Origin of the sequence: Kineococcus endophyticus, assembly GCF_040796495.1 — a bacterium.
Lineage (GTDB): Bacteria > Actinomycetota > Actinomycetes > Actinomycetales > Kineococcaceae > Kineococcus > Kineococcus endophyticus.
In genome coordinates this window covers 59,402-86,187 of the sequence record NZ_JBFNQN010000001.1, presented here as the reverse complement: position 1 = coordinate 86,187, position 26,786 = coordinate 59,402, and the positions used below count along the sequence as shown (strand labels likewise).

The following is a 26,786-nucleotide window of genomic DNA, read 5'->3' as shown; positions in this document are numbered from 1 at the left end:
CCGCGTGGTGTCGCCGCGGGTGGTCCGCACCGCGAGCCTGCGTCACAGCCACGTGTCGACACCCCCGTGGTGCGAGCAGGTGCCGCGGCGGTGGGCGGAGTAGGACAGCGTGCCGTCCCGGCAGACCGCCGACGCGCCCGCGGGGACGTCGGCGCTGGTCTCGGCCGGGGCGTCCGCGGCGGGGGCGGGCGCCGAGGTGGCCGGCGCGGGCGCGACGCCCACGGGCCTGGGCACGGGCACGGGCACGGGTGCCGCGACGAGCGCTGCGAACGCGGAGCGGACGGGCAGGGGTTCGCCGGGGCAGGTCCCGAGCACGCGCGCGATGGCGTCCCGCTCCGGGGGCGTGACCCACAACCCGTAGGCGGCCTTCACCGCGACCTGGCGCGCGACGTAGTCGCAGCGGAAGGCGGTGTTCGGCGGGAGCCACGTCGCGGCGTCGCCGTCGCCCTTCTGCTCGTTCAGCGGCCCGTCGACCGCCAGCAGTCCCAGCGGGTCGTTGGCGAACGCGGTGCGCGTCGCCGCGTCCCACGACTGCGCGCCCGTCTGCCAGGCGTTGGACAGGGCCACGACGTGGTCGACCTGCACCGCCGACGACGTCGACCCACCCCGGGTGAACGCGATCGCGTCGCCGCTGTAGGGGTCGGCGAGTGCGCCGGCGGACACGGTGCAGTGCACGGCGTCCGTCCACGAGCGGGCGGTCAGGTCGCGGTTCAGGACGTCGTTGCGGGTGTAGCAGCCGTTCTGGTCGGTGTCGGTCCAGGCGGCGCCGAAGGCGTCTCGGGAGTACCCGGTCTTGGGGGCCCGCCCCTTCACGTCGAGGGTGTCGAGCGCGGCGAGGGCGGTGCCGGGGGCGGCCGTGGCGAGGATCGCGTCGGTGGTCGAGGTCCTCGTGGTGGTCGTCGTGGTGGTCGTCGGGACCGGGTCGGGAGTGGTCACGGGCGTCCTGGCGGGAGTCGCAGCGGGGGTCGTGGTGGGAGTCGCTCCGGGAGTCGTGGCGGCCGTGGCCACGGTGTCCGCGGGCGCGTCACCGCCCGCCAGGGCGCCCCCGCCGGAGAGCGCGACGAGGCTGAGGACGGTGAGGACGGCCCCGGCCCGGCGACCTGCCAGCCCGGCGGTCCGGAAGTGCCCCACCACCACGGTGAACAACCCCACGAGCAGACCCGTGAGGCCGACCACCGCGAGGAGGCTCCCCGCCGCGGACGCGGCTCCGCCGACGACGAAGGACGAGACCACGCCGACCAGCGCGACGAGGGCGGCCAGCCCCAGGCACGCGGCGAGGGCGACCGTCTTCCCCGTGCTGCGCCGAGCCGGGGTCCTGCTGCCGTTGCCCATCGACTCCCAGCTCACTCCACGTCGTCTTGTGGTGACTCATCGACGATAGAGCGACCGGGTGCCGGATGTGGGGGGATTCACCCCCGTGGACGGTCCAGCTCCCGATCCACCTGGGCCCGCACCTCCGCGACCATGTCGACGTCGTCGGGGTGCAGCAGCCACTGCACCTGCAGCCCGTCCATGACGGCGACGAGCCGGCGCGCCGCCGACCCCGGGGCGGGGTGCCCGCAGTCGGCGAACGCCGTGGTGAGCGCGGCGACGACCCGGCGGTAGCGCTCGTCGAAGAAGGCGTGGGCGGGATGCTCGGGCGAGGTGGCCTCGGCCGACAGCACGCAGAACAGCTCGACGACACCGCGGCGGGAGACGTTGCGGCGCACCACGTCGAGCAGGGCCTCGAGCTGCCGCTCCCCCGGCAGCGACGGGTCCGGCCCCACGAGCGAGGCGTCCTCCACGTCGCGCTGCTCCAGGACGGCGAGCAGCAGCGCCTGCTTGCTGCCGACGTGGTGCAGGAGCCCCGCGTGCGTCAGCCCGCAGCGGGCGGCGAGGTCGCGCAACGACGCGGCGCGGTACCCGGACTCGGCGAACAGCCCGACGGCCTCGGTGAGGATCTGCTCGCGCCGGGCCCTGCCCTTGGCGTACTCCCCGCGTGCGGCCACAGCACATCCCTACCACCAATACCTTCCACCTGGTAGGTGTTGGGCGTAGCCTGCGACCATGACCGACACCGACGTCACGCGCACCCCGGCCGAGCTGCTGGCGGAACTCACCGTCGAGGAGAAGGCCGCCCTCCTCGACGGCTCCGACTTCTGGCACACCGAGCCCGTCGAACGCCTGGGCATCCCCGCGCTCATGGTCACCGACGGCCCGCACGGCCTGCGCAAGCAGGCCGAGGGCGGCGACCACCTCGGCCTGGCGAACTCCGTCCCCGCGACGTGCTTCCCGCCCGCGGCCGGGCTCGCCTCCTCGTGGGACGTCGACCTGCTGCGCCGCGTCGGGGAGGCCCTGGGCCGTGAGACGCGCGCCGAGAGCGTGTCCGTCCTGCTCGGCCCCGGCGTCAACATGAAGCGGTCGCCGTTGTGCGGGCGGAACTTCGAGTACTTCTCCGAGGACCCGGTGCTGGCCGGCGACCTCGCCGCCGCCCTCGTCGAGGGCGTGCAGAGCCAGGGCGTCGGGACGTCGCTGAAGCACTTCGCGGCGAACAACCAGGAGACGCAGCGGATGACGGTCTCCGCCGACGTCGACGAGCGCACGCTCCGGGAGATCTACCTGACGGCCTTCGAGCGCGTCGTCACGAAGGCGCAGCCCTGGACGGTCATGTGCTCCTACAACCGCATCAACGGCGTCTACGCCTCCGAGGACCCCTGGCTGCTCACCGACGTCCTGCGCGGCGAGTGGGGTTTCTCCGGCCTCGTCGTCTCCGACTGGGGCGCCGTCAACGTGCGCGAGGACGGGGTCCGCGCGGGCCTGGACCTGGAGATGCCGTCCTCCTCCGGCGCCGGCACCCAGCGGATCCTCGAGGCCGTCAGCACCGGGAGCCTGTCGACCGAGGACCTCGACCGCGCCGTCCTGCGCGTCCTGGAACTCGTCGAGAAGGCCCGGCCCGCCCTCGCCGACCCAGGCACCTTCGACACCGACGCCCACCACGCCCTCGCCCGCGAGGCCGCGCTCCAGAGCGCGGTCCTGCTGAGGAACGAGGATCGGATCCTGCCGCTGGCCGCCGCGGGCGGGACGATCGCCGTCGTCGGCGAGTTCGCCCGCACGCCCCGCTACCAGGGCGCGGGCAGTTCGCAGGTGAACCCCACCCGCCTCGACGACGCGCTCACCGCCCTGCGCGCGCAGTTCGACGGGTCCCGCGACGTGACGTTCGCGCCGGGCTACGTCCCGGAGGCCGACCCGGACGACGCGACGGGCGAGGCGGCGCGTGCCCTCGCCGCCGAGGCCGTCGACGTCGCGCGCACGGCCGACGTCGTCGTGCTGTTCCTCGGCCTGCCCGCCTCGTACGAGTCCGAGGGGTACGACCGCGAGCACACGAACCTGCCGCCGGAGCAGCTCGATCTGCTCGACGCCGTCGTGGCGGCGAACCCCCGCACCGTCGTCGTGCTGGCCAACGGGTCCGTCGTGAACCTCGAACCCTGGCAGCACACCGTCCCCGCCGTCCTGGAGGGCTGGCTCGGTGGGCAGGCCGGCGGCGCCGCCGTGGCCGACCTGCTGAGCGGCGTCGCGAACCCCTCGGGCAAGCTGGCCGAGACGGTTCCCGTCAACTACCGCGACAACCCGACGGTCGGGAACTTCCCCGGCGAGCACGGCCACGTGCGCTACGGCGAGGGCCTGCTCATCGGGTACCGCTGGTACGACGCGCACTCCCTGCCCGTCGCCGCCGCATTCGGGCACGGGTTGTCCTACACGACGTTCGGGTACTCCGACCTGCGGGTGGAGACGCGCGGGAACTCCGTCGACGTGCACGTGACGATCACGAACACCGGGGACGTCGCGGGCAGCGAGGTCGTCCAGGTGTACGTCGCCGACGTCGACGCGACGGTGTTCCGTCCGGACGCAGAGCTCAAGGGCTTCGCCCGCGTGACGCTGGAACCCGGCGAGTCCCGTGAGGTGGCGGTCGAGCTCGACGAGCGGGCCTTCTCGTTCTGGCACAGCGCGACCGGCCGCTGGGTCGTCGAGGGCGGTGAGTTCGGCATCCGCGTCGGCGCCTCGTCGCGCGACGTCCGCCTCGCGACCACGGTGACGCTGCCCGGCGACGGGGTGAGCGTGCCCCTGCAGCTCGACTCCGAGCTCGAGGTCTGGCTGCAGCACCCGGACGCGGCGGCGGCGGTCCGCGAGCGCATCGACGGCACCCCCTGGGCGGGCATGCTGTTCGACCCGCAGCACGGCGCCATGATGCGGGCCATCCCGTTGCTGCGGCTGACCCGCTTCCCCGGGTTCCCGATCACCGAGACCGAACTGCCCGGCCTCATCCCCGGCTGAGCCCGGGGGGGCGGCCGTCAGAGGTCCAGCACCATGACGACGTGCGGCCGCCCCTCCCGCTCGCCGCTCCAGCCCTCGACCATCCCGAGCTTGCGGGTGACGCCGAGGCTGGCGGTGTTGCCGGGGTCGACGATCGAGATGAGCCGGGGCAGGTCGAGCCCCCGGGCGTGGTCGGCCCACGCCCGGGCGGCCTCGGTCGCGAACCCCTGGCCCCACGCCGACCGCCCGAGCCGCCAGCCGATCTCGACGTCCTCGGGGTACCAGCGCATCCGGTGCAGCCCGGCGAACCCGATGAACTCGCCGGTGTCCCGGCGTTCGAGGGCGGACAGGCCGAACCCCAGGCGGTCGAAGCAGCCGTCGGCGTAGTCCGCCAACCGGTCCGACGCGGCACGGTCGGCCACGGCGGACACGAACCGGGTGACCTCCGGGTCGGCGTTCATCGCCGCGAAGGGTTCCCGGTCGCCCTCCGTCCACCGCCGCAGCAGCAGCCGCGGGGTGGACGGGGGCAGCAGTTCCGGCATCACGTCCGGTGTCAGGCCGGGACGATGTTCACCAGCTTGGGGGCCCGGACCACGACCGTCCGGATCCCCGCGCCGGCGAGCGCCGACTGGACCTTCTCCGAGGCCATCGCCAGCTCCTGCAACGCCTCCTGCGTGATGTCCGGGGCCACCTCGAGGCGGTCGCGGACCTTGCCCTTGACCTGGACGACGCACGTCACCGTGTCCTCGACCAGCAGCGACTCGTCGACCGCCGGCCACCCGGCCCGCGCGACGGCGGGTTCGTGGCCCAGGAGGGACCACATGTCCTCCGCCACGTACGGGGCGAACAGCGACAGCACCAGCGCGACGACCTCGGTGGCCTCGCGGACGGCCGGGTCGGCCGCACCCGGGCCGGAGTCGATCGCCTTGCGGGTCGCGTTGACCAGTTCCATGACGCGCGCCACGGCCACGTTGAAGCGGAACGCCTCGACGTGCTGGGCGACGTCGTGCAGCGTCCGGTGCGTCACCCGGCGCAGCGCGACGTCCCCGGTCGTGACGTCGGCACCCACGGGCGAGGTGACGTCGCGCGCCAGCCGCCACGCGCGGCCCAGGAACTTCGCCGAGCCCGACGGGGACACGTCTGCCCAGTCGATGTCGTCCTCGGGCGGACCCGCGAACGCCATCGTCAGCCGGATGGCGTCGACGCCGTGCTCCTCGAGCTGGTCCGACAGCCGGACCAGGTTGCCCTTGGACTTGCTCATGGCCGACCCGTCCATCTGCACCATGCCCTGGTTCAGCAGGCGGGTGAACGGCTCGTCGAAGGGCAGGTACCCCAGGTCGTGCAGGACCTTGGTGATGAACCGCGCGTACAGCAGGTGCAGGATCGCGTGGGTCACCCCGCCGACGTACTGGTCGATCGGACCCCACTGGGCGATGAGGTCGGTGTCGAACGGCTTGGTGTCGTCGTCCGGGGAGACGAACCGCAGGTAGTACCAGGACGAGTCGACGAACGTGTCCATCGTGTCCGGGTCCCGGCGCGCGGGCGACCCGTCGACGGGGCTGGGCACGTTGACCCAGTCCTCCGCCGCCCCCAGCGGGCTCGTGCCCTTGGGCGTGAGGTTCAGGCCCTCCGACGGCGGCAGCAGCACCGGCAGCTGGTCCTCCGGGACGGGCACCTCACCGGACTCGGTGTGCACGACCGGGATCGGGGTGCCCCAGTAGCGCTGGCGGGAGATCAGCCAGTCGCGCAGGCGGTAGTTCTTCGCCGGGCGGCCCTTGCCCTCGGCCTGCAGGACCTCGATCGCCTTCGCGATGCCGGCCTTCTTGTCCAGGCCGTCCAGCGGGCCGGAGTTCACCAGCACGCCGTCGCCGGCCGTGGCCTCCCCGGACTGCGCCGGGTCCGGCAGCGGGTTCCCGTCGGCGTCGCGGACGTCGACGACGACGCGGACGGGCAGGCCGAACGCGCGGGCGAAGTCCAGGTCGCGCTGGTCGTGCGCGGGCACGGCCATGATGGCGCCCGTGCCGTAGTCGGCCAGCACGTAGTCGGCGGCCCAGATCGGCAGCCGTTCACCGTTGACGGGGTTCACGGCGAACCGGCCCAGGTCGACGCCGGTCTTCTCGCGCTCCGACGCCAGCCGGTCCATGTCCGAGGTCTCCTGCACCGTGGTGCGGTACGCCTCGAACGCCTCCCGCACCTCCGGTGCGGACCCCGCGGCCAGTTCCTCGGCCAGGTCGGAGTCGGCGGCCACGACCATGAACGTCGCGCCGTGCAGGGTGTCCGGACGCGTCGTGTAGACCGTGACGGGTTCGTCGCGGCCTTCGATGACGAACTCGACCTCGGCGCCCGTCGAGCGGCCGATCCAGTTGCGCTGCATCGAGATCACCTTGGACGGCCACTGGCCCTCCAGGCGGTCCAGGTCGTCCAGCAGCCGGTCGGCGTACTCGGTGATCCGGAAGTACCACTGGGTCAGCTTCTTCTTGACGACCTTCGCGCCGGAACGCTCGGACGTGCCGTCGGGCAGCACCTGCTCGTTGGCCAGGACGGTCTGGTCGACCGGGTCCCAGTTGACGAGGGAGTCCTTGCGGTAGGCCAGGCCCTTCTCGTACAGCTTGAGGAACAGCCACTGGTTCCACTTGTAGTACTCCGGGTCCGACGTGTGCAGCACGCGGTCCCAGTCGAAGGAGCAGGCGTAGCGGCGCATCGAGGCGCGCTGCTGGGCGATGTTGTCGTACGTCCACTGCCGCGGGTCCAGGCCGCGCTTGATGGCGGCGTTCTCCGCGGGCAGGCCGAACGCGTCCCAGCCGATGGGGTGCATGACGTCGAAACCGCGCTGCATCCAGTACCGCGCGATGACGTCGCCCAGCGCGTACGCCTCGGCGTGACCCATGTGCAGGTCGCCGGAGGGGTAGGGGAACATGTCGAGCACGTACTTCTTGGGGCGTTCGTCGCCCGGCTCGCCGCTGCGGAAGGGCTTGAGGTCGTCCCAGACCGGCAACCACTTCTCCTGCAGCGCGAACGCGTCGTAGCGCTGCTCGTCGTGCTCCTCGGTCTGCTCAACCGACACGTCAGTCATCCCGTCCTCCCGGTGCTCGCGTGCGTCCCGCACCTGCGACCTGCCCCTGACAGCGGAAGACCCCTCGCGCAGGAGGGGTCTCGGTGCGAGCACCTGCGAGGTCGCAGCAGCTCAGCACCGGCTGGGAAGTCGGCGGGAGGACACCCGGACAGCCTACTCCGTGGCGGACGGGACCCCGGGGGTCAGGCGCCGGGACGCTCCGGGCGGGCGCTGCGGTCGCCGCGGTCGCTGCGGCGACGGCCCCACCCGTGCTGGGGGACGCTGCGGCGCAGGGCGCGACGCTGGGCCAGGGCCTGCTCGGCCCGCACGAGGAGGTCGCTGACCCCGCCCTCGTCCCACGGCGCGAGCACGGCCGCACCGGCCTCGACGGCCAGCCGCGGGGCGCGCTCGCCGCCACCGGCGAGCCGGCTCTGCGCCAGGCCCACGCGGATGCGGCGCTCGAGCTCCTGCGCGTGCAGGCCCGCCCCCGGGCCCAGGACGACGAACCGGCCCTCCCCCTCGCGGGCGACGACGTCGGACGTGCGGGTCGCCCCGCGCAGGGCGGTGGCGGCCGCGGCCCACTCGGCCTCGCGCGCGGCGCGGACCTCCTCGACCGTCCGGCTGCCGCCGCCGAGCTGCACGCCCGGGGTGACCTCGACGATGCACGCGTGGACGGCACCGCCGGAGCGGCGCGCGGACTCCAGCACCTGGTGCCCGACGAGGACCAGGCCGCGGCGGTTGAGCAGACCCGTGACCGTGTCCTGCACCGTCTCGTCGCGAGCGGCCTCGAGGGCGGCCAGCAGCGAGCCCACGGAGCGCTCGGCCTCGTGGTGGGCGCGGACGGTCAGCGCGAGGGCGACCGCGAGCGCCACGGCGACGGCCCCGAGCGCGACCAGGGCCACGACGAGCGTGACGAGCGTCGAGGCGACGGCCGCCGCGACGGCGACGGCGACGCCCCCGGTGACGGGCACGAGGACGAGCGCGGCGGTGCGGCCGCGGCCGTCGAGGCCCCCGGTGGCCCGGCGGGCGGCGTCGGACCCGGGGCCCGGCACCGCGGGGGCTCCGGGCTGGGGTGCGGCGGGGTCGCCGGCTCCGGCGTCGCGGGGTCCGGGCGCAGTGGTCACCCTCTCCCCCTCGGCACCACCTGGGTCGGGCTGGAGACGGCGAGCGGGTGACGACATGACTCGATCATGCGGGTGCCGCTGCCCCGGTGCGTCCGGACCGGGCGCGGTTCACACGGCGCGCCGCGAGAACTCACCCGCTCGGCGGACCTGGTCGGCGCTCGGCCGGACCCCGGTGTAGAGCGCGAACTGCTCGGCGGCCTGCCAGGCGGCGACCTCGGTGCCCGTGACCAGGGGCGTGCCGAGCTCGCGCGCGAGCCGGACGAGCGGGGTGTCCTCGGGGACGGCCACGACCTCGACGACGGCGCCCGCGGCCTCCACGGCGGCCCGCGCGACGGGCAGGTCCTCCGCTGCGGGCCCACCGGCCATGCCGACGGGGGTGGCGTTGAGCAGCAGGTCGGGCCGGACGTCGCCGAGCGCGGGCAGCCAGCGGGCGCCGTACTGCGCGGCGAGCGGGGCGCCCGTGGCCTCGGTGCGGGCGACGACGAGGAGGTCGGAGAACCCCGCGTCGCGCAGAGCGGCGAGCGAGGCCTTGGCCATCCCGCCGCTGCCGAGGACTGCGGCGGCGCCGGGCGTGCCGGCGGGGGTGATGCCGTGCTGGGCCAGCAGGCCCGCGACGGCGAGGTAGTCGGTGTTGTAGGCGACGAGGTGCGGACGGCCCTCGCGGGGCGTGTTGACGATCGTGTTGACGGAGTCGATCGCGGCGGCGGAGGCCTCGAGCTCGTCGACCAGGGGGATGACGGCCTCCTTGAAGGGCATGGACACACCCGCCCCCCGGATGCCGAGCGCGCGGATGCCGGCCACCGCGGCGGGCAGGTCGTCCGTGGTGAACGCCTTGTAGACGAAGTCGAGACCCAGCTCGGCGTAGAGGAAGTTGTGGAAGCGGGTGCCGAGGTTGCTCGGCCGTCCCGACAGCGACAGGCAGAGCCGGGTGTCCTTGGTGATCCGGTCGGGCAGCTCGCGGGAGGTCGCGGGGGAAGTCACCGCCCCATCATGGAACAGGACGCGGTTGTTGATGGTTCAATGAGGATGTGAAGCGCATCGGTTTCCTGTCCTTCGGGCACTACCAACCGGTCCCCGGCTCGGCCGCACGGACCGCGCGCGAGGCCCTCGTCCAGACCGTCGAGCTGGCGGTGGCCGCCGAGGAGCTCGGCTTCGACGGCGCCTACGTGCGGGTGCACCACTTCGCCCGCCAGCAGGCCGCGCCGTTCCCGGTCCTCGCCGCCATGGCCGCCCGCACGAGCCGCATTGAGCTGGGCACCGGCGTCATCGACATGCGGTACGAGAACCCGCTCTACATGGCCGAGGAGGCCGCGCAGACCGACCTCATCTCCGACGGCCGGCTGCAGCTCGGCGTGAGCCGGGGCTCACCCGAGCCCGCGCTGCACGGCCCGGCGACCTTCGGGTACGTGCCCGCCGAGGGCGAGACCGAGGCCGACATGGCCCGCCGGCACACCGACGTCTTCCGGCGCGCGATCGCCGGCGCCGGCGTCGCCGAGTCCAACCCGCGCATGACCGGCCGCAGCGTGCAGCTTCCGGTGCTGCCGCAGTCCCCCGGCCTGTCCGACCGGATCTGGTGGGGTTCGGGCACCAGGGCCACCGCCCGCTGGACGGCCGAGCAGGGCATGAACCTCATGAGCTCGACGCTGCTGACGGAGGACACGGGCGTCCCGTTCGACGAGCTGCAGGCCGAGCAGATCGCGCTGTACCGGCAGGTCTGGCGGGACTCGGGCTGGGAGCGCGAACCGCGGATCTCGGTGAGCCGCAGCGTGATGCCCATCGTCAACGACCTCGACGAGGCCTACTTCGGCCGCGACCGCGGTTCGGTCGACCAGGTCGGCTCGCTCGGCGAACCGGGCCTGGCGCGCTTCGGCAAGACCTACGCCGGTGACCCCGACCAGGTGGCCGAGGACCTCGCCAAGGACGCGGCCGTGCGCGAGGCGGACACGCTCCTGGTGACCATCCCGAACGCCCTGGGCGTGGACTACAACACCCACCTCATGCGCTCGATCGTCGAGCACGTGGCCCCGGCCCTGGGCTGGCAGCCCGCGCGCTGACGGACGGCCGCACCGGGACCGCCCGGGGGTCTGGCGCAGCGCCGCCCCCCGGGCGCACCCTGGACGCCTCGCACGGTGGCGGGCCGGGAGGTGAGGGATGGGCGTCTCGCCAGGTGGACCCTCGCCCGTGTCGCGCCGGTCGGTCGTCTCGGCCGCGGCGGGCACGGGACTCGTCGCCGCCCTGGGGGGCCAGCCCGACGAGGTGACGTCCTGGGCTCTCGACCTGCTCACCGGCCGCGTCACCGGTCACCGGCCCGACCTGCTGCGGCCCGTGCTGACGCTGCCCGCCGGGACGGCCCTGGCCAAGCTGCTGCGCGCCCACGGGCCGGCCGTCCTCGACGAGCGCGTCCGGTACTCAACCGACGACCTCGTGGGCTCGACCCCCGTCTGCGCCTGGCACGTGCAGACGGGGATGACGGTGGCGGGCCTCGGCGACGCCGCCCTGCGCCGCGGTGACGCCACCGCGACGAACCTGCTGGTCGTGCGCGCCGGCGGCGCGGCGGCCGTGACCGGGTTCTGCCGCGCCCTCGGCGACCGGCGCACCCGGATCGACCGGCGCGCGCCGGACTCCTGCTCCGCGCAGCCCTGGGACCCGCGGGACACCACCACGACGCGGGCCCTGGCCCTCGGCTACGGGGCGGTGCTGCTCGGGGACGTCCTCGAGCCCGCCGCGCGGCTGCGGTTCGCCGCGCTCCTGCCCTCGGACCGGCTGCGCGGCGGCTGGACGCTCACCCACGCCGTCGCCAGCGGCCGGTACGGCACCGCCGCCCTCGTCGGGGTGGCCCGACGGGAGCGGCGGCAGGTGCTGGTGGCGGCGACGTTGCGGGCCGGCCAGCCGGCGCAGGACGGCTCGCAGGCCGCCGTCAGCCGGGTCGTCGAGGCGCTCCTGGGCGGGCTCGACGCGACCTGGTGAGCACTGCTCAGACGCGGACCCCGCCGGGGGTGGTGGCGCGCACCGGGCGGCCGAGCTCGGCCGTCGGCACCGACCGGGTCTCCCGGGCGGTCAGCGCGGACAGCGAGGCCACGACGGCGACGATCGCGGTGAAGACGCTGATGACGACCCAGCCGCCCTCACGCACCCCGCCCAGCCCCGTGACGATGCTCGGGGCGAAACCGGCCAGCAGGAACCCGAGCTGGGTGCCGATGGCCATGCCGGAGAACCGGACGCGCACGTCGAACATCTCGCCGTAGAACGAGGGCCAGACGGCGTTCGCCGCGCAGTACCCGCAGGAGAACGTGGCGACCGCCAGGACGAACGTCAGCACCTCCGACCCCGAGCTCATCGACAGCAGGTAGAACGGCATGAGGGCGGCCGAGGACAGCGCCCCGTAGACGAACACGGGTTTGCGGCCGATCCGGTCGGCGAGCCGGCCGAACAGCGGCTGGGTCAGCAGCGCGACGGCGTTGGCCACGACGACGAGCCACAGGGTGATGGCCTCGTTGACGCCGACCTCCTTGCCGTACGCGATGGCGAGGTTCCCGAACACGGTCGAGACGGCCGCGACCGTGGCGCAGCCGACGACGCGCAGGACGTCGCGCCAGTGCTCGCGCACCAGGACCGCCAGCGGCATGCGGGCGATCTGGCCGGACGCCTTGGCCTGCTGGAACTGCGGGGTCTCGTGCAGGGACCGGCGGATGAGGTAGGCGACGAGGACGACGAGCGCGCTCAGCCAGAACGGGACCCGCCACCCCCAGCTGTACTTCACGTCGTCGGGCAGCGCCACGACGGGGATGAAGACGAGGGCCGCGAGGATCTGCCCGCCCTGGGTCCCCGTGAGGGTCCACGACGTGAAGAAGGACCGCCGGTCGTCGGGGGCGTGCTCGAGCGTCAGCGACGACGCCCCGGCCTGCTCCCCCGCGGCCGACAACCCCTGCAGGATGCGGCACACGACGAGCAGAGCCGGTGCGAGCCAGCCGATCCGGTCGTGCGAGGGCAGGCAGCCGATGACGAACGTCGACAGCCCCATGAGCACGAGCGTGAACATGAGGACCTTCTGCCGCCCGACGCGGTCGCCGAAGTGGCCGAGGACGACGGCGCCCAGCGGCCGGGCGACGTAGGCGACGCCGAACGTCGCGAACGACAGGACGAGGGCCGCGTTCCCGGCGTCGGGGAAGAACACCCGGGGGAAGATGAGCGCTGCGGCGGAACCGAACAGGAAGAAGTCGTAGTACTCCACGGCGCTGCCCATGAAACTGGCGAGCGCGGCCTTGCGGGGGGTCTTCTCGACCGGTGCCTCGACCGGTGTGCTGCTGTCCACGGTGACCTCCGACGGTGCGGACGACGGAACGGGTGGGAGTGCGGTGCGCTGGGGCGCAGCGCGGGAGTCAGGAGTCAGTCGGCGCGCACGAGGGCGCGCAGGTGCGCGAGCATCCGCGCGGTGTCGGGGCGGCGCCCGGTGATGAGTTCGAAGGCGCCGACGGCCTGGTGCACGGCCATGTGACCGCCGTCGAGCGTGCGGCACCCGGCGGCCCGGGCGGCGGTGAGCAGGGCCGTCTCGAGCGGTCGGTAGACGACGTCCGCGACCCACGTCGCGGGGCGCAGCAGGTCGACCGGGAAGGCGGTGCCGGGGTGCTCGGCCATGCCCGTCGGCGTGCAGTGCACGACGCCGTCGGCGGCGGGGACGAGGTCGGTGAGGTCGGCGGTGCCCGCCGAGGTGACCTCGCGGTGGTGCCGTCCCGCGAGCGAACCGGCGAGGTCCCGCGCGCGGCCCGGGGCGACGTCGACGACCGTGAGCCGCTCCGTGCCGCAGCGCAGGAGGGCGTCCGCGACGGCCGCGCCCGCTCCCCCGGCGCCCACGAGCACGACGTCCCCGCGGGGCGCGTCGTCCAGTTCGCTGCGCAGCGCGGCCTCGAACCCGGTGGTGTCGGTGTTGTGGCCGACGGCGCCGTCGGGGGTGAGGAGCACGGTGTTGACGGCGCCGAGCGCCGCGGCGAGCGGGTCGACGGCGTCGAGGTGGGGCAGGACGAGCTGCTTGCAGGGGTGCGTCACGTTGAGCGCGTCGAACCCGAGGTCGCGGGCCCAGCCCAGGACCTCCCCGATGCGCTCGGGGGCGATCCCCCGCTCGGCGAGGTCGATGGTCCGGTAGACGTAGCCCAGCCCCAGTTCCGCGGCCTCGGCCATGTGCAGGGGCGGGGTCAGCGAGGGGCCGACGCCCGTGCCCACGAGCCCCACGAGGTAGGGGCGGGCACCCCGCACCGGGGTGGGGACGACCGGGTCGTCGGCCGTTCCTGCGTCGATCACTGCGTGGGACATGGCCGGGCTCTCCCTCGAGCGGCTCGTCGGTCTCCTGCCGTGCCGGTCGGTCGAGCCTGTGCTCAATGGACTAACCGGTACGTTCAGGGAGTAGAGCAGACCTCCGCCCCGCGGTCAACCGTGCGTCAGCGCGCCGCGAGCCAGCCCACCACGACGTCGCCCAGCACCCGGCGCGACCGCTCGAGGCGGTCGGGAGCGGCCAGGTCGACGTCGAAGAGGTGCCCGAAGGTGTGCTTGTTGGCGACCTGGAAGACGCAGAACGCGCTGATGAGCATGTGCACGTCGAGCGCGTCGACGTCGCCGCGGAACACCCCCGCCGCCTCCCCGCGGGCCAGGATCTCGGCGACGAGGTCGCGCGCCGGCGCCGAGGCCGTGCGCACCGATTCCAGCCGCTTGACGAACTCCCCGTGGTGGATGTTCTCGATCGCGACGAGCCGGATGAAGGCCTCGTGGGCGACGTGGTGGTCGAACGTCAGCGCGGCGAGGCGGCGCATGGCCTCCTGCGGCGCGAGGTCCCCCACGTCGAGGCGCTGCTCGGCCTGGCGGATCCCGAGGTAGGCGCGCTCCAGGACCGCGGAGTACAGGCCGTCCTTGCTGCCGAAGTAGTAGTAGATCATCCGCTTCGTCGTGCGGGTCCGGCGTGCGATCTCGTCGACGCGGGCCCCGGCGAAGCCGTCCTGCGCGAACACCTCGGTGGCCACGTCGAGCAGGTCCCGGCGGGTCCGCTCGGCGTCCCGCGCGGGCAGCGCCGCCTCCTGCTGCGTCACAGCGCGATCGTAGTCGTGCAGGTCAGGGGCCCCGCGGGTCCCCCGGGAACGCCGAAGGGCCCGAACCGAAGTCCGGGCCCTTCACGAGGGTGGAGCTGAGGGGACTCGAACCCCTGACCCCCTCCATGCCATGGAGGTGCGCTACCAGCTGCGCCACAGCCCCTTGCTCTCGTCACCGGGCCTCAACCCCGCGGGCTTTCCCCCCGGCAACGAGGACAACAATACCGCACGAACGCCGGTGGTCGTGACCACCCGCGTCGCCCGGTGATCACCCCTCGGCGCCGACCCCGGCCCCCGCAGCTCCGGCGTTGTACTCCTCGAGCACCCACGCGTCGCCGCGGCGGACGAGGACGGCCCAGTGGCAGTTGCGGAAGCCGGCGAGGGCCCCGGCGGCCGTCACGGGCAGCCCGACGAGGCGCACGACCGCGGCCTTGAGCGCGGCCCCGTGGGAGGCGACGAGGAGGGTGTCCTGGACGGTGGACGCGTGCCGCTCGACGGCGGTGGCGACCCGGAGGCCGAGCTCGGTGCGGGTCTCGCCTCCGCCCATCCGGACGTCCTCGCCGCGCCGCCAGGCCGCGTGCTCCTGCGGCCAGCGCTCGGCGATCTCCTCCCCCAGCAAGCCCTGCCACGCGCCGGCGTCGACCTCGCGCAGCGCGGGGTCCTGGACGACCTCGTGGCCGCTCAGGGCCGTGAAGGCGCGGGCGGTGTCGACGGCGCGGGACAGGTCCGAGGCGACGACGGCGCCGACGTCGGTCGTCCACGCGGCGAGGTGCGCGGCGGCCTCGGCGGCCTGGGCCCGGCCGACCTCGTCGAGCGGGACGTCGAGCTGGCCCTGGAAGCGGTTCTGGGCGTTGGAGGCGGTGCGGCCGTGCCGCCAGAGGACGACGCGGCGGGCGCTCACGCCTGCTGGTCGCTCGCCGCGGGCTCGCCGAGCTCCAGGAGCGGGCAGTCCTTCCACAGGCGCTCGAGCGCGTAGTACTCGCGCTCCTCGACGTGCTGGACGTGGACGACGACGTCGACGAAGTCGAGCAGGATCCAGCGGCCCTCGCGCTCGCCCTCGCGGCGCACCGGCTTGGAGCCGAGCGGCAGCAGCTTCTCCTCCACGGCCTCGGCGATGGCGCGCACCTGGCGCTCGTTGGGCGCCGAGGCGAGGAGGAAGGCGTCGGTGATGAACAGCTGGTCCGAGACGTCCAGCGCGATCACGTCGGTCGCGAGCTTGTCCGAGGCCGCCGCCGCGGCAGCGGTCACGAGCTCGAGAGAACGGTCGGATGCGGGCACGGGACTCCTCGGGACAAGCATGCGGTCAGACGGGTCGGGCGGTTCAGCCCGTCGATTCTCCCACGACGGGGACCGCGGGCCCGTCCACCGCCGTCGGGGCGTAGAGGCGGTGCTTGGAGATGTGCTGCACCACACCGTCGGGCACGAGGTACCAGACGGGCAGACCGTCGGCGACGCGCCGGCGGCAGTCCGTGGAGGAGATCGACAGCGCCGGCACCTCCAGCAGGCTCACCCCGTCCATCGGCAGCCCGTCGTCCGTCAGGGCGTGCCCGGGGCGGCTCACCCCGACGAAGTGCGCCAGCGACCAGAGCTCGGCGACGTCCTTCCACTGCAGGATCTGCGCGAGGGCGTCGGCCCCGGTGATGAAGAAGAGGTCGGCCTCGGGCCGCAGGTCGCGCAGCTCGCGCAGGGTGTCGATCGTGTACGTGAACCCACCGCGGTCGATGTCGATGCGGGACACCGTGAAGCGCGGGTTGGACGCCGTCGCGATGACGGTCATGAGGTAGCGGTGCTCGGCGGGGGCGATGTCCTCGCGCGACTTCTGCCACGGCCGACCGGTGGGGACGAAGACGACCTCGTCCAGGTCGAAGCGGGCCGCGACCTCGCTGGCCGCGACCAGGTGCCCGTGGTGGACCGGGTCGAACGTGCCGCCCATGACCCCGAGGCGGGGGCGCCGCGAGGGCGCAGGGCCGGTCACGTCCGGGACGACCGAGGTCAGTGACGGGTCCCGACGCTGCGGAAGGCCACGGTCACGATGAGCATCGAAGCCAGGACGCAGAGCGCGACGATGCCGAAGACGTAGGGCGACGGCAGGCCGGCGCCGTGCGTCTCCTGGGTCTGCTGAGCGGCTTCGGCGACGAGCGCGTGCAGCATGGTCGGATCCTCCTGCGGGTACGGCGACGACGACAGCGGGGGCCAGTCTCGCACGCCTCCCCGTCCGCCGCTGCGGCAGGATCACCCCGTGTCCGTTCCACCGACCGTCGAGCCCCCCGCCCCGTCCCCCGCCCTGTCCCCCGCCCTGTCCGTCGTCGTGCCCGCCTTCGACGAGGCCGAGGTGCTGCCCGCCTTCGCGGCCCGCCTGCGGCCGGTGCTCGACGGGCTCCTGGCCGAGGGGCTCGGGGGCTACGAGGTGCTCGTCGTCGACGACGGCAGCACGGACGCGACCCCCGTGGTCCTGGCCCGGCTGCGGCGCGACTGGCCGCAGCTGCGGGTGGTGCGGCTGCGCGCCAACTCCGGGCACCAGGCGGCCCTGTCGGCGGGGCTGGCGCGCGCCCGGGCCCGCGGCGGCGTGGTGACGATGGACGCCGACCTGCAGGACCCGCCGGAGGTGCTCCCCCGCCTGCTCGCGGCCGCCGGTCGCGGTCACGACGTCGTCTACGCCGTCCGCGAGGACCGGTCGGTGGACTCGCGCCTCAAGCGGCTGACGGCGGCGGCGTTCTACCGGCTCGTGCGGACCCTGGGCGGTCGCGCGCCCGAGCAGGCGGGCGACTTCCGCTTCACCCACCGCACGGTCGTCGACACCGTCCTGCAGCTCCCGGAGGCCCACCGCGTCCTGCGGCTGGTCATCCCCGAGCTCGGCTTCGCGTCCACGACCGTCGGCTACGCGCGCGAGGCCCGCAGCGCCGGGCGGACGAAGTACCCGCTGACGCGGATGCTGCGGCTGTCGCTGGACGCCATCACGGGCTCGTCGACGGCCCCGCTGCGGCTGGCCTCGTTCTTCGGGCTCGGCGGCGCGCTGCTGACGTCGCTGCTGCTCCTCTACGCGCTCGTGTCGTTCGCCCTCGGCCAGACGGTGCCGGGCTGGACGTCGACGCTGGCCGTCGTCGCGGGCGTCGGCACGCTGCAGCTGCTGTGCCTGGGCGTGCTCGGGGAGTACGTGGGCCGGCTGTACGTCCAGCTCCAGCAACGGCCCACGTACCTCGTGGCGAGCGACTCCCTCGAGGAGGGCCCGTGACCCTCAGACCCGCACGTGGCCGTCGCCGAGGACCTGCCACGTCGTCGTGGTGAGCTCGCCCAGCCCCATCGGACCGCGGGCGTGCAGCTTCTGCGTGGAGATCCCGACCTCGGCCCCGAGGCCGAACTCGCCCCCGTCGGTGAAGCGGGTCGAGGCGTTGACGGCCACCACGGCGGAGTCGACCGCGGCGCAGAAGTAGTCGGTGACGCGCACGTCGGTGGCCAGGACGGCCTCGGTGTGCGCCGAGGTCCACCGGCCGATGTGCTCCACGGCGTCCTGCACGGAGTCGACGACCCCGACGGCGATCTCGAGGCCGTGGAACTCCGCGGCCCAGTCGGCGTCCGTCACGGCCTGCGCCGGGACACCCGCGACGCGCGCGGCCTGCTGGGACCGCTCGTCGGCGTGCAGGACGACCCCGGCCTCGTGCAGGGCGGTGAGCAACGTCGGCAGGAAGTCGGTGGCGAGAGCCGAGTGCACCAGGACCGTCTCGGCCGCGTTGCAGACGCTCGGCCGCGACGTCTTGGCGTTGAGGACGACGTCGACGGCCTGGCGCAGGTCGGCCGAGGCGTCGACGTAGACGTGGCAGTTGCCGACGCCCGTCTCGATGACGGGCACGGTCGCCTCGCGCACGACGCGCTGGATGAGGTCGGCCCCGCCGCGCGGGACGAGCAGGTCGACCAGCCCGCGCGCGGTCAGCAGGACGCCGACGCCGTCGCGGCCGTGCTCGTCGATGCTCGTGACCGCGTCGGCGGGCAGGCCCGCGGACTCCAGCGCGCCCCGGACCACGTCGACGAGCACGGTGTTGGACTCCAGCGCCGCGGAGCCGCCGCGCAGGACGACGGCGTTGCCGCTCTTGAGGGCCAGGACTGCCACGTCGACCGTGACGTTGGGGCGCGCCTCGTAGACCACGCCGAGCACGCCCATCGGCACGCGCAGCTGCCGCAGGCGCAGCCCGTTCGGCAGGGTCGACCCGCGCACGACCTCGCCCACGGGGTCGGGCAGGGCCGCGACCTCGCGCACGGCACCGGCGATCGCGGCGATCCGGGCGGGGTCGAGGGACAGCCGGTCGAGCAGGTGCTCGGACGTGCCGTTGGCGCGACCGCGGGCGAGGTCGAGCTCGTTGGCCGCGACGATGCGCTCCGTCGCCGCCTCGAGGGCGTCCGCGATCGCCTGCAGCGCAGCGTCCTTGGTCGCCCGCGTGGCGACCCGCAACGGTCGGGAGGCGACCTTGGCGCGGCGGCAGACGTCGAGGACGGCGTCCTGCAGCGAGGTGTCGGGGGTCGCGGCGACGGTCATGCCGGCCAGCCTATCCGCGGACGGGAATTGTTGAACGATCCTTTCCCGAACGCCCCCGGGTGGGCCTCACCAGGGCGCGATGTCCCCGATGAGGTCGAGCGTGCGGGCCCGGCGGACGGGCACGCCGCGCCGGTGCCGGGACGCGGCCTGCGCCTCGGCGCGGTGCTCGACCGTCGCGCGGTCGACCACCTCGATGCCGACGACCGACCAGTCCGGCAGACCCGCGCTGACCCGGTGCTCGGGCCACAACCGCAACGCCATGGCCGCGGCGTCGTCGACGTCGCGGGCCTCGTCCCAGTAGCGCAGCTCGGCGCGGGTGCCGCTGTAGCGCACGCTCGACAGGAACGGGTGCTCGACCAGCAGCCGGTCCAGCGCCGACCGCACCTCCGCGACGTCGGTGGCGTGTCCCGCCACCGTCAGCGTCACCGACCACAAGGGCAACGACTCGCCCACCCACGGTCCCTTCGTCCGGTACCGGCCACCCGCTGCTTCAGCGACCCAGGAGGACCAGGTGGTCCCGGTGCACGACCTCGCGCTCGTACGCCGGACCCCACTGCCGGGCGAGCTCGCGCGTCGTGCGCCCGAGCAGGTCCGGCAACTCCTCCGAGGAGTAGTTCACCAGCCCGCGGGCCACGGCGTGGCCGTTTCCGTCGACCAGGTCGACGGGGTCACCCGCACGGAACCGGCCCGACAGCCCCACCACACCCGCGGGCAGCAACGAGGAGCGGTTGGACCGCACCGCGCGCACGGCCCCCTCGTCCAGCACGAGACGACCCGTGGGGGCCGCCGCGTGCGCGAGCCAGAGCTGCCGGGTGCTGCGCCGGGCCGACTTCGCGGGCGGCACCGAGAACCACGTCCCCACGTCCTGGCCCGCCAGGGCCGGTGCGGCCAGCGCCGCCGCCGTCACGAGCGTCGGCACGCCCGCGGAGGTGGCGATGCCGGCGGCCTCGACCTTGGTCGTCATGCCGCCCGTGCCGACCCCCGCCGCGCCCGCGGAACCGACCGTCACCCCCGACAGGTCCTCCGGTCCCCGCACGTGCGCGATGCGCTGCGCCCCCGGTCGCGAGGGCGGTGCGTCGTAGAGGGCGTCGACGTCGGAGAGCAGGACGAGCGCGTCGGCGCGCACGAGGTGCGCCACGAGCGCGGCCAGCCGGTCGTTGTCGCCGAAGCGGATCTCGTGGGTCGCGACGGTGTCGTTCTCGTTGACGACGGGCACGACCCCCAGGGTCAGCAGCCGCTCCAGCGTCCGCTGCGCGTTGCCGTAGTGGGTGCGGCGCACCACGTCCTCGGCCGTCAGCAGCACCTGCCCGACCGTCAGCCCGGCGCGGCCGAAGGCGCGCGCGTACTCCGCGAGGAGCAGCCCCTGGCCGACGCTGGCCGCCGCCTGCTGGCTGGCCAGGTCCCGCGGGCGCTTGGACAGGCCCAGCGGCGCCAGCCCCGCGGCGATCGCACCGGAGGAGACGAGGACGACGTCCCCGCCCGCGAGCCGGCGCTGGGCCAGGACGTCGACGAGGGCGTCGAGGCGGGAGGCGTCCAGCCCCCCGGCCGCGGTCGTCAGCGAGGACGACCCCACCTTGACGACGACACGGCGGGCCGAGGCCAGGTCCTGACGACCCACGGACTCCCCCGTCCTCTCAGTCCTGGTCGTCGTCGGCGGTCCAGTGGCCCGCCAGGCGCTCGCTCTCCAGCTCGCCGCGCGCGGCGGCCTTGGCGGCGCGGCGTTCCCGCTCCTCCTCGCGCTTGGCGGCGCGGGTGGGCCGGGACTGGTCCTCGAAGCGCAGGTCCGAGCCGCGCTGGCCGAGCACCTCGGCGCCCGCGACCATCGTCGGCTCCCAGTCGAAGACGACGGCGTTCGCGTCGTCGCCGATGACCACCTCGGCGCCCGGGGTCGCGCCCTTCTTGAAGAGCTCGTCCTCGACGCCGAGCCGCGCGAGGCGGTCGGCGAGGTAGCCGACGGCCTCGTCGTTGGTGAAGTCGGTCTGCCGGACCCAGCGGCGCGGCTTCTCGCCGCGGACGCGGAAGCGGACCTGGGCGTGCTCGGCGTCGCCGTACTCCTCCCGCGTCACCGTGAACCCGGAGGCGTCGACGGCCGGCGGGTTGAGGACGACCCGCGTCGGGACGGCCTCGGGGGCCGCGGCCCGGGAGGCGGCGACGAGCTCGGCCATCGCGAAGGACAGCTCGCGCAACCCGGTGCGGGCCACGGCGGACACGACGAAGACGGGCGCGCCGCGCTTCTCGAGGTCCTCGCGGACGATGTCGGCCATGTCGACGGCGTCGGGGACGTCGGCCTTGTTGATGACGACGATGCGCGGACGGTCCTGCAGCGGGACGGTGCCGTCGTCGACGGTGTAGGCCGCGAGTTCCTTCTCGATCGCCTCGAGGTCGCTCACCGGGTCGCGGTCGGTCTCCAGCGTCGCCCCGTCGAGGACGTGGACGAGAGCCACGCAGCGCTCGACGTGGCGCAGGAAGTCGAGGCCGAGGCCGCGCCCCTCGCTGGCGCCCGGGATGAGCCCGGGGACGTCGGCGACGGTGAAGCGCGTCGAGCCGGCCTCGACGACGCCCAGGTTCGGCACCAGCGTCGTGAACGGGTAGTCGGCGATCTTGGGCCGGGCCGCGGACAGCGCCGCGACCAGGCTGGACTTGCCGGCGCTGGGGAACCCCACGAGCGCGACGTCGGCGAGCGTCTTGAGCTCGAGCACGACGTCGGCGGCCTCGCCCGGTTCACCCAGCAGGGCGAAGCCGGGCGCCTTGCGCTTGGTCGTCGCCAGCGCCGCGTTGCCCAGGCCGCCGCGGCCGCCGGGAGCCACGACGTAGCGCGTGCCCGGACCGACCATGTCGGCGAGCAGGTCCCCGGAGGAGGACCGGACGATCGTGCCGTCCGGGACGCCGATGACGAGGTCGTCGCCCTCGGCCCCGTTGCGGTGGCTGCCCATGCCGAAGCGGCCGTCGGGCGCGCTGCGGTGCGGACGGCGGTGCAGGTCCAGCAGGGTCGTCACCTGCGGGTCGACCTCGAGGACGACGTCACCGCCGCGGCCCCCGTTGCCTCCGTCGGGCCCGCCGAGGGGCTTGAACTTCTCGCGGTGCACCGAGGCGCACCCGTTGCCGCCGTCACCGCCGGACGCGTGCAGCACGACGCGATCGACGAAGTGCGTCGACATGGTGTTCTTCTCCTCGAACTGGGGGGACCTGCGGGTGGAACGCACGAGGGGCGGACCGGATCACTCCGGTCCGCCCCTCGTGTTCACGACTGGTGCGTCGTCACTCGCCCGCGACGATGTTGACGACCTTGCGACCACGACGGGTGCCGAACTCGACGGCCCCCGGGATCAGCGCGAACAGCGTGTCGTCGCCGCCACGGCCCACACCCGCACCGGGGTGGAAGTGGGTGCCGCGCTGACGGACGAGGATCTCGCCCGCGCTGACGACCTGGCCGCCGAAGCGCTTCACACCGAGGCGCTGCGCGGCGGAGTCACGACCGTTGCGCGAGGAGCTCGCGCCCTTCTTGTGTGCCATCTGACGTCACGCCCCGATGCTGGTGATCTTGACGCGGGTGAGCTTCGCGCGGTGGCCCTGACGCTTGCGGTACCCGGTCTTGTTCTTGTACTTGAGGATGGTGATCTTGGGGCCCTTGGCCTCCTCGACCACCTCGGCGACGACCTTGACACCCGCGAGCGCCGAAGCGTCGTGAGTGACGGTCTCGCCGTCGACGAGGAGCAGGGGCTGCAGCTGCAGCGTCTCCCCGCTGGCCACGGGGACCCGGTCGATGGTCAGCACGTCGCCGACCGAGACCTTCTCCTGCCGGCCGCCGGCGCGGACGATGGCGTACACCACAACGAACCCGTTTCTCTCGTCAACAACTGGATCGCCACCGGACTGCTCACGCAGTCCGAGGCTCGCGCACGACGGCGCACCAAGGGGTAAGCGTACGGAACGCCTCCCCCCGGGGTCAAAACGGCGCGCTCACTCCCCCGCCGGCGGCGAGGCCGGCTCGGGAGCGGACGCGGAGTCGCCCGGCGCGGAGGTGTCCCGCTCCCTGCGACCGGCCGCGGCGACGGCCGCGATGGCGGCCAGGACGGCCGCGTCCTTGGCGGGCTCGTGCGCGGGCTCCTTGGCCTGCTCGCGCCCGGAGTCCTTCCCGGCGCCGCCGTCCGGACCCTCGGACTCGGCCCGGGGCGCGTCGTCGGCGGAGCGGTCGCGTCCGCGGCGGCGCCGGGACTTGCCGTTCCCGCTGCCGTTCCCGTTCCCGTTCCCGTTGCCGCCCCCACCGCCGTTCGAGGACGGTGCGGGCTGCGGTGCGGGGTTCGCGTCCGCGGCCGCGTCGAGCTCCTCGAGGACGGCGGCCAGGCCCTGACCGGTGCGCTTGCGGGTCATCTGGACGAGCCCGAGCGAGGTCACCTCCGCGACCTGGTGCTTGGTCCGGTCCCGGCCGAGGCACTCCACGAGGCGGCGCAGGACGAGGTCGCGGTTGGACTCCAGGACCATGTCGATGAAGTCGATGACGATGATCCCGCCGATGTCCCGCAGCCGCAGCTGCCGGACGATCTCCTCCGCGGCCTCGAGGTTGTTCCGCGTGACGGTCTCCTCGAGCGTCCCGCCGGCCCCGGTGAACTTCCCGGTGTTCACGTCGATGACGTGCATGGCCTCGGTCGGGTCGATGACGAGGGAACCGCCCGAGGGCAGCCAGACCTTGCGGCCCAGCGCCTTCTGCAGCTGCTCGTCGATCCGGAAGTGCTCGAAGACGTCCTGCGACCCCTCCCAGCGCTCCAGCCGCTCGGCCAGGTCCGGGGCGACGTCGGCGACGTAGCCGTGCACGGCCTCCCACGCCTGCTCGCCGGACACGACGACCTTCGTGAAGTCCTCGTTGAAGACGTCGCGCACGACGCGGACGGTGAGGTCCGGCTCGCCGTGCAGCAGCAGCGGGGCGTTCTTGCTCTGGGCCTTGGCCTGGATGGCCTCCCAGGTCGCCTGCAGGCGCTGGACGTCCGCGCGCAGCTCGTCCTCGTCCACGCCCTCGGCGGCCGTGCGGACGATGACGCCCGCCCCCGGCGGGACGACCTCCTTGAGGACCTTCTTCAGGCGCGCCCGCTCGGTGTCGGGCAGCTTGCGCGAGATGCCCGTCATGGACCCGCGCGGCACGTACACGAGGTACCGGCCGGGCAGCGACACCTGGCTCGTCAGCCGGGCCCCCTTGTGCCCGACCGGGTCCTTGGTGACCTGGACCAGCACGGGGTCGCCGGACTTCAGCGCGGCCTCGATCCGGCGCGGCTGGCCCTCGAGCCCCGCGGCGTCCCAGTTGACCTCGCCGGCGTACAGGACGGCGTTGCGCCCCTTGCCGACGTCGACGAAGGCGGCCTCCATGCTCGGCAGCACGTTCTGGACGCGGCCGAGGTACACGTTGCCGACCATCGACGTCTGCGCCTGCCGCGCCCCGTAGTGCTCGACGAGCACCTTGTCCTCGAGCACGCCGATCTGGGTGCGGTCGTCCTGCTGGCGCACGACCATCACGCGCTCGACGGCCTCGCGGCGGGCCAGGAACTCGGCCTCGGTGAGGATGGCGCGCTTGCGCCCGGCCTCTCGGCCCTCACGACGGCGCTGCTTCTTGGCCTCCAGACGGGTCGAGCCGCGCAGCGCGGTGACCTCGTCCTCGCCCGTGCCGCGGGGGCGACGCGGTTCGCGGACCCGGGTGACGGTGTTCGGCGGGTCGTCACCGGAGACGTCGTCCCCCTCGCCCGAACCACCACGACGGCGGCGGCGGCGACGACGCCGGGAGGAGCCGGACTGCTCCTCCCCGTCGTCCGGGCCGTCGGCGGAGTCGTCCTCGTCCTCGGACGCGTCCTCCGACGCGGTGTCCTCGGCGGCCTCGGCGCCGGGCTCGTCGTCCCGGTCGTCCCGGTCGTCCCGGTCGTCGCTGTCGCGGCCCCGGCTGCGGCGGCCCCGGCCACCGCGGCGACGTCGCCGGCGCGGTGCACCGCCGTCCTCGTCGCGGGTGTCCTCGTCGGACTCCTCGGACTCGTCGGAGTCCTCGCCGTCCTCGTTCTCGTCGTCGTCCGACTCGTCCTCGAGCTCGTCGCGCTCGTCGCGGCGCCCGCCGCGGGTCCGGCGCAGGTCGCGCAGGCTGTCGAGGACCTCGTCGTCGCGCGAGCGGCCCTCGGCCCCGTCGAGCGCGTCGGTGGAGTCGTCGGTGTCCACGGAGTCGTGGTCCTGACCGTGGTCCTGGTCGTCGGTGGCCCGGGCTCCGGGCGGGGGGCCGGCGGGCGCGGAGGCGCGGCGGCGGCGCGGCGGGGTCTCGGCGTCGGGCGCCTGGAAGAACAGGGCGGTGGCCCGGGCCGCGGCGTCGGCGGCCCGGTCGGCCGTCGGCTCGCCGGTGCCGCCGCGGCGGGCCCCGCGGGCGAACCCGGCGGCGCGCAGCAGGACGGGGTCGTCCATGAGGTCGGCCTGGTCCTCCTCGACCGCCTCGGCGGCGGGTGCCTCGGTGACCTCGGCGGGGACGTCGGCCGGCGCCTGGACGGGCGCCTCCTCGACGGGAGCGTCCTCGGCGGCCGCGACGGCGGGCGCCACCTCCGGCTCGGCGGGCACCTCGGCGGGTGCGCTGGCCGCCTTGCGGGCGCGGCGGCGGCGGGTGGGGGCAGGCGCCTCGGCGGCGGGCTCCTCCGGCGCGACGGCGGGCGTCTCGACGGCGGGCGTCTCGGCAGCGGGGGTCTCGGCGGCGGCGACCTCGGGGGCCGGCGCCTCGGGGGTCGCGACCTTGCGGGTGGCCCGGCGGGCGCGGCGGCGGGGCGCGGGCGTCTCGTCAGCGGCGGTCTCAACCGCCGTCTCGGTGGCCGTCTCGCTGACCGTCTCGGAGGGCGGTCCAGCAGGGGCGACGGGAGGCTCCTGCGGCGCCACGGGCGTCGCGTCGGGCTCGGTGCCGGCGACCGCGCCGGCGGCGTCGGTCGGCTCCAGGTGGGCCGGGGGGCCGGCGGGACGGCTGGCCGCCCGACGGCGGCGGGGCTTCGTCGTCCCGGCAGTCGCGGCTGCGTTCTCTTCAGGTGTGCTCGTCACGGGTGCTCCGCTTGGCCCGCAGCGTCCGCTCCACCGGTCGTCCCCGCGGACGCCCGGGCGTCCTCGTCGGAATCGCCGGGCGGGTCGACCCGCGCCCGACGGAAGTCCTGGTGCACCGGAGAGGTCGCGCGACGCGTGCTCCCCCCGGAGCCACCGGCGGTCGTCGTCCGGGGAGGGGCCGGGGCGCCTGCGAGGTCCTTCCACCAGACCGCGGCGCTGCCCGGGACCCACGCACCAGGCGACGGTCTCGACGGCGGACCGAGCGCCCGGTGTAGGGGAACGCACGGCCGTCCTCAGTGTCGCACAGCCCGCCCGGCGTGACCCTGCGCACTCGGGCACCTCGAAACGTTCCCGGAGGCCACGGCGGTCCGCTACGCTCGCCGCAACACCATCCAGAGTGGCCGAGAGACCTGGCTCGACGACGCCACAGCAACCACCGCGCGAGCGGCAGGTGCTCCCGCCAGGGGCGATGGAGGACTCGCAGTGGACAGCTGTACCCAGCTCACCCGGCGCTACCACGTCGACCTCGTGCGCACGGCCTCCATGGTCTGTCGCCCGGGCTCCCCGGCGTGCCGGGGGACGTCGCCCGCGGCCTGACCGGCCGCCGCCACCTCCCCCGGGGTCCTCGCACGACAGCACCCCCGCACCGCACGAGCGCGCCGTTCCGCGCGCACCCC

24 protein-coding genes, 1 tRNA gene and 1 riboswitch are annotated in these 26,786 nt (G+C 74.4%); of the genes, 4 read left to right on the top strand and 21 right to left on the bottom strand.

Annotated features, from left to right (window positions below):
• Window positions 1-42: 42 nt before the first annotated feature.
• Together AB1207_RS00380 and AB1207_RS00375 are read right to left on the bottom strand one after the other, a co-directional pair.
• A complete protein-coding gene (locus AB1207_RS00380) occupies window positions 43-1,347 on the bottom strand; it encodes a DUF3761 domain-containing protein (protein ID WP_367635792.1) in 1,305 nt (434 codons plus the stop codon).
• A 62-nt stretch (window positions 1,348-1,409) separates the two neighbouring features.
• Complete coding sequence (locus AB1207_RS00375) at window positions 1,410-1,988, bottom strand: TetR/AcrR family transcriptional regulator (protein WP_367635791.1); 579 nt, start codon at window positions 1,986-1,988, stop codon at window positions 1,410-1,412.
• Between the two features lie 58 nt (window positions 1,989-2,046).
• Here AB1207_RS00375 and AB1207_RS00370 point away from each other — a divergent pair, with 58 nt between their 5' ends.
• Window positions 2,047-4,311, top strand: coding sequence for a glycoside hydrolase family 3 C-terminal domain-containing protein (locus AB1207_RS00370; protein WP_367635790.1), 2,265 nt, complete (start codon window positions 2,047-2,049; stop codon window positions 4,309-4,311).
• A 17-nt stretch (window positions 4,312-4,328) separates the two neighbouring features.
• Here AB1207_RS00370 and AB1207_RS00365 read toward each other — a convergent pair whose 3' ends face one another.
• The 4 genes from AB1207_RS00365 to AB1207_RS00350 form a co-directional block, all read right to left on the bottom strand.
• Window positions 4,329-4,832, bottom strand: a complete 504-nt coding sequence (locus tag AB1207_RS00365) for a GNAT family N-acetyltransferase (RefSeq protein ID WP_367635789.1) — start codon at window positions 4,830-4,832, stop codon at window positions 4,329-4,331.
• A gap of 11 nt (window positions 4,833-4,843) precedes the next feature.
• On the bottom strand, window positions 4,844-7,363 hold the full coding sequence (gene leuS, locus AB1207_RS00360; protein WP_367635788.1) for a leucine--tRNA ligase: 2,520 nt from the start codon (window positions 7,361-7,363) through the stop codon (window positions 4,844-4,846).
• A gap of 182 nt (window positions 7,364-7,545) precedes the next feature.
• Window positions 7,546-8,466, bottom strand: a complete 921-nt coding sequence (locus tag AB1207_RS00355; RefSeq protein WP_367635787.1) for a GGDEF domain-containing protein — start codon at window positions 8,464-8,466, stop codon at window positions 7,546-7,548.
• Between the two features lie 108 nt (window positions 8,467-8,574).
• On the bottom strand, window positions 8,575-9,420 hold the full coding sequence (locus tag AB1207_RS00350) for a shikimate 5-dehydrogenase (protein WP_437178847.1): 846 nt from the start codon (window positions 9,418-9,420) through the stop codon (window positions 8,575-8,577).
• Window positions 9,421-9,494: 74 nt separating this feature from the next.
• On the opposite strand from AB1207_RS00350, the gene AB1207_RS00345 reads away from it, so the two are divergent.
• Together AB1207_RS00345 and AB1207_RS00340 are read left to right on the top strand one after the other, a co-directional pair.
• The gene (locus AB1207_RS00345) at window positions 9,495-10,520 is read left to right on the top strand and encodes an LLM class flavin-dependent oxidoreductase (protein WP_367635785.1); all 1,026 of its coding nucleotides are present in this window, start codon (window positions 9,495-9,497) and stop codon (window positions 10,518-10,520) included.
• 127 nt (window positions 10,521-10,647) lie between these two features.
• A complete protein-coding gene (locus AB1207_RS00340; RefSeq protein ID WP_367635784.1) occupies window positions 10,648-11,433 on the top strand; it encodes a serine hydrolase in 786 nt (261 codons plus the stop codon).
• Window positions 11,434-11,440: 7 nt separating this feature from the next.
• Here the strand turns inward: AB1207_RS00340 and AB1207_RS00335 are convergent, their stop codons facing one another.
• The 8 genes from AB1207_RS00335 to AB1207_RS00300 all read right to left on the bottom strand — a co-directional run bounded on the left by AB1207_RS00335 (window position 11,441) and on the right by AB1207_RS00300 (window position 16,691).
• Window positions 11,441-12,709 (bottom strand): MFS transporter, encoded by a 1,269-nt coding sequence (locus AB1207_RS00335; RefSeq protein ID WP_367636134.1) that lies wholly within the window; start codon window positions 12,707-12,709, stop codon window positions 11,441-11,443.
• Between the two features lie 143 nt (window positions 12,710-12,852).
• A complete protein-coding gene (locus AB1207_RS00330; RefSeq protein WP_367635783.1) occupies window positions 12,853-13,773 on the bottom strand; it encodes a shikimate dehydrogenase in 921 nt (306 codons plus the stop codon).
• A gap of 125 nt (window positions 13,774-13,898) precedes the next feature.
• Window positions 13,899-14,540 (bottom strand): TetR/AcrR family transcriptional regulator, encoded by a 642-nt coding sequence (locus tag AB1207_RS00325; protein WP_367635782.1) that lies wholly within the window; start codon window positions 14,538-14,540, stop codon window positions 13,899-13,901.
• Window positions 14,541-14,630: 90 nt separating this feature from the next.
• Window positions 14,631-14,703, bottom strand: a tRNA-Ala gene (locus AB1207_RS00320).
• A gap of 105 nt (window positions 14,704-14,808) precedes the next feature.
• On the bottom strand, window positions 14,809-15,441 hold the full coding sequence (locus tag AB1207_RS00315) for a histidine phosphatase family protein (RefSeq protein ID WP_367635781.1): 633 nt from the start codon (window positions 15,439-15,441) through the stop codon (window positions 14,809-14,811).
• On the bottom strand, window positions 15,438-15,818 hold the full coding sequence (rsfS, locus tag AB1207_RS00310; RefSeq protein ID WP_367635780.1) for a ribosome silencing factor: 381 nt from the start codon (window positions 15,816-15,818) through the stop codon (window positions 15,438-15,440). Before rsfS ends, AB1207_RS00315 begins: the two co-directional genes overlap by 4 nt.
• Window positions 15,819-15,861: 43 nt before the next feature.
• The gene (gene nadD / locus AB1207_RS00305) at window positions 15,862-16,515 is read right to left on the bottom strand and encodes a nicotinate-nucleotide adenylyltransferase (RefSeq protein ID WP_367635779.1); all 654 of its coding nucleotides are present in this window, start codon (window positions 16,513-16,515) and stop codon (window positions 15,862-15,864) included.
• Window positions 16,516-16,532: 17 nt separating this feature from the next.
• Window positions 16,533-16,691, bottom strand: a complete 159-nt coding sequence (locus AB1207_RS00300) for a hypothetical protein (protein ID WP_367635778.1) — start codon at window positions 16,689-16,691, stop codon at window positions 16,533-16,535.
• 88 nt (window positions 16,692-16,779) lie between these two features.
• Here AB1207_RS00300 and AB1207_RS00295 point away from each other — a divergent pair, with 88 nt between their 5' ends.
• The gene (locus AB1207_RS00295; protein WP_367635777.1) at window positions 16,780-17,772 is read left to right on the top strand and encodes a glycosyltransferase family 2 protein; all 993 of its coding nucleotides are present in this window, start codon (window positions 16,780-16,782) and stop codon (window positions 17,770-17,772) included.
• 3 nt (window positions 17,773-17,775) lie between these two features.
• Here the strand turns inward: AB1207_RS00295 and AB1207_RS00290 are convergent, their stop codons facing one another.
• From AB1207_RS00290 to AB1207_RS00260, 7 genes are all read right to left on the bottom strand, one after another.
• A complete protein-coding gene (locus AB1207_RS00290; RefSeq protein WP_437178846.1) occupies window positions 17,776-19,077 on the bottom strand; it encodes a glutamate-5-semialdehyde dehydrogenase in 1,302 nt (433 codons plus the stop codon).
• 57 nt (window positions 19,078-19,134) lie between these two features.
• Window positions 19,135-19,521 (bottom strand): DUF8830 family protein, encoded by a 387-nt coding sequence (locus AB1207_RS00285; RefSeq protein WP_367635775.1) that lies wholly within the window; start codon window positions 19,519-19,521, stop codon window positions 19,135-19,137.
• 37 nt (window positions 19,522-19,558) lie between these two features.
• Window positions 19,559-20,671, bottom strand: coding sequence for a glutamate 5-kinase (proB, locus tag AB1207_RS00280; protein ID WP_367636133.1), 1,113 nt, complete (start codon window positions 20,669-20,671; stop codon window positions 19,559-19,561).
• 31 nt (window positions 20,672-20,702) lie between these two features.
• Window positions 20,703-22,226 carry a GTPase ObgE gene (obgE, locus tag AB1207_RS00275; protein ID WP_367635774.1) on the bottom strand — a complete coding sequence of 508 codons (1,524 nt, stop codon included), beginning with the start codon at window positions 22,224-22,226 and terminating at the stop codon, window positions 20,703-20,705.
• A 100-nt stretch (window positions 22,227-22,326) separates the two neighbouring features.
• A complete protein-coding gene (gene rpmA / locus AB1207_RS00270) occupies window positions 22,327-22,581 on the bottom strand; it encodes a 50S ribosomal protein L27 (protein WP_106207788.1) in 255 nt (84 codons plus the stop codon).
• A 6-nt stretch (window positions 22,582-22,587) separates the two neighbouring features.
• On the bottom strand, window positions 22,588-22,899 hold the full coding sequence (gene rplU / locus AB1207_RS00265) for a 50S ribosomal protein L21 (RefSeq protein ID WP_179749490.1): 312 nt from the start codon (window positions 22,897-22,899) through the stop codon (window positions 22,588-22,590).
• A 129-nt stretch (window positions 22,900-23,028) separates the two neighbouring features.
• Window positions 23,029-26,109, bottom strand: coding sequence for an Rne/Rng family ribonuclease (locus AB1207_RS00260; RefSeq protein ID WP_437178835.1), 3,081 nt, complete (start codon window positions 26,107-26,109; stop codon window positions 23,029-23,031).
• A gap of 385 nt (window positions 26,110-26,494) precedes the next feature.
• Window positions 26,495-26,585, top strand: a riboswitch (SAM riboswitch).
• The last annotated feature ends 201 nt before the right edge of the window (window positions 26,586-26,786 follow it).

Excerpts from the sequence above, each read along its gene's own strand:
- AB1207_RS00370 (WP_367635790.1), top strand. The coding sequence starts at position 2,047 with ATGACCGACACCGACGTCACGCGCACCCCGGCCGAGCTGCTGGCGGAA.
- AB1207_RS00365 (WP_367635789.1), bottom strand. The coding sequence starts at position 4,832 with ATGCCGGAACTGCTGCCCCCGTCCACCCCGCGGCTGCTGCTGCGGCGG.
- leuS (WP_367635788.1), bottom strand. The coding sequence starts at position 7,363 with ATGACTGACGTGTCGGTTGAGCAGACCGAGGAGCACGACGAGCAGCGC.
- AB1207_RS00335 (WP_367636134.1), bottom strand. The coding sequence starts at position 12,709 with ATGGGCAGCGCCGTGGAGTACTACGACTTCTTCCTGTTCGGTTCCGCC.
- AB1207_RS00330 (WP_367635783.1), bottom strand. The coding sequence starts at position 13,773 with ATGTCCCACGCAGTGATCGACGCAGGAACGGCCGACGACCCGGTCGTC.
- AB1207_RS00300 (WP_367635778.1), bottom strand. The coding sequence starts at position 16,691 with ATGCTGCACGCGCTCGTCGCCGAAGCCGCTCAGCAGACCCAGGAGACG.
- obgE (WP_367635774.1), bottom strand. The coding sequence starts at position 22,226 with ATGTCGACGCACTTCGTCGATCGCGTCGTGCTGCACGCGTCCGGCGGT.
- rpmA (WP_106207788.1), bottom strand. The coding sequence starts at position 22,581 with ATGGCACACAAGAAGGGCGCGAGCTCCTCGCGCAACGGTCGTGACTCC.